The 1610-nt window shown below is 69.4% G+C and carries 3 protein-coding genes and 1 pseudogene; all 4 read right to left on the bottom strand.

The genetic code is table 11. The annotated features are described in order from the left end of the window. Positions 1-495 (bottom strand): annotated as a pseudogene (locus CAPSK01_RS19720) (hypothetical protein); the annotation flags it as partial. After that, positions 492-1001, bottom strand: a complete 510-nt coding sequence (locus CAPSK01_RS19715; protein WP_273704147.1) for a hypothetical protein — start codon at positions 999-1001, stop codon at positions 492-494. The pseudogene CAPSK01_RS19720 and the gene CAPSK01_RS19715, both read right to left, overlap by 4 nt. Beyond that, on the bottom strand, positions 998-1180 hold the full coding sequence (locus tag CAPSK01_RS19710; RefSeq protein WP_273704146.1) for a hypothetical protein: 183 nt from the start codon (positions 1178-1180) through the stop codon (positions 998-1000). The genes CAPSK01_RS19715 and CAPSK01_RS19710 overlap by 4 nt, the downstream gene beginning before the upstream one ends. 103 nt (positions 1181-1283) lie before the next feature. Beyond that, positions 1284-1610, bottom strand: a 327-nt coding sequence (locus tag CAPSK01_RS19705; protein ID WP_034930835.1) for a hypothetical protein, incomplete at its 5' end; no start/stop codon positions are given.

Genomic DNA, 1610 nt, shown 5'->3' with positions numbered 1-1610 from the left:
GTCGGGCTCTTGCGACAGCGTCCAGAAGTGGTTGCGCCCCTTGGGCGTGCTGAAGAACCAGGCGCCGCCGGCGTAGTCGGTCAGGGTGGGTGACAGTGCCGCGTTCCAGGCGGATTCCAGGTGGCGCGCCATCGCCGCCTCGTCGACAACCATCAGCCCGTACTTACGCCCGCGGCCAGCGTCCTCGTCCTCGAGCGTCCAGAAGTCCATCGCGGCGCCGGTGGAAAGCTCCATCCGATGCAGGTTGGCATCGGTGCGCACGATGAAGGGCCGATACAGCCGCTTGGCCATGCGCCAGGCCTCGTCCATCAGCTTGTAGCTCGGCGCCACCCAGGCCACATCGAAGCCCGTGCGCAGCGCCGTCTTGCGCCCCGACCAGGCCAGCATCAGCCCGAGCGTGGTCTTGCCCCAGCGCCGGCCGCAGGCCACCGTGTTAAACCTCCGCGCATGCTGCAGCACGCGCACTTGGCCGGGATGGAGCAGCGACTGGCTCACGCCTGCACGCTCACCCTCTGCCCGATCAGCACAGCCCACTCCGGTTCGGCCGGCGCCTGGCTGGTGGCTCCATCGTCCAGCCCGTATGCGGCGCGCTCGCCCTTCTGCCGGATGGCCAGCATCTCCGCGCTGATCTTGGCGCTCTTGCCGGTTTCGAAGTCGGCGGCAATGTCGCCAATCTTGAAGCACGTGCGATGCTCGGCCCAGTCGGCGCGATGCCGCTCGATCACGTCGGCGCGGATGTCCTCGGCCAGCTCGCGGGTCGCCGTTTTTGTGCTTTCGTCTGAAAGATGCGGCGAAAGTTTCGCCCGCTCACGCACATCAGCTTTGAGCTGCGCTCGATCTGCGATGCTGCGCAAGTCAGGCGTTCGCTGCCAGCCATCCTTGCGCGCCCGTTGTCCAACAGCGGCATGGCTCACACCCAACGAGCCGGCCAGCGCACCGAACGTCAGCGCAGGATCGGCCTCCCACCGCGTCCGGGCTGCCGCCCACTGGTCGACGCTCAAGCGTGGCATGGCCTGACCTCCACCCGCACGAAGCCGCCCACCTCCCCGGCCAGCTCGGCAGACAGCGCCCAACGGCTGCCGTCCTCGCTCAGCATCGTGCGGCCAGCCAGCGGACCGCTGCGCGGCGTGCGCCACATCGAGTTCACGCTCGGCGGAAACGGGAGCTGCAGCTCGATCACGTCGCGCACCTGGCCACGAGCCACACCACGCCCGGGATGACGATCCACGGCAGCACCAACGCGAGCAGCCCGAGCGCCGGGCCGATGTCGAACCGATCGCGCCTCATGCGACCCCCTTGTGGCTCTGCCCGCGCCGAATGCGGCTGACGGTCGTCTGCGACAGGCCGAACTGCTTGGCCAGCGCTTGGCCGGTGACGGACGGCGGGGTGTTGCGGATCGCGCGCACCACCTCTGGCTTGGTCGGCACGATGCCGGTGACCTCCCAGGCCTTGATGATGTTGGCGCGCCGCGACTCGACGGCTGTGCCTCTGCGCGATCCGGCGCGCCGCTGGTGCTGGCCGATCTCGGCCTTGCTGCGCGCGCGGCGCAGGTGCGCCGGGTTCAGGCACAGCGTGCGGCAGCAGCCGCGGAACACGAGCGTGCCGGCGGG

The organism is Candidatus Accumulibacter vicinus (genome assembly GCF_000584955.1).
Taxonomy (GTDB): Bacteria; Pseudomonadota; Gammaproteobacteria; order Burkholderiales; family Rhodocyclaceae; genus Accumulibacter; species Accumulibacter vicinus.
Note: the sequence above shows the minus strand (reverse complement) of the source record. Positions and strands in the feature narration are given on the sequence as shown.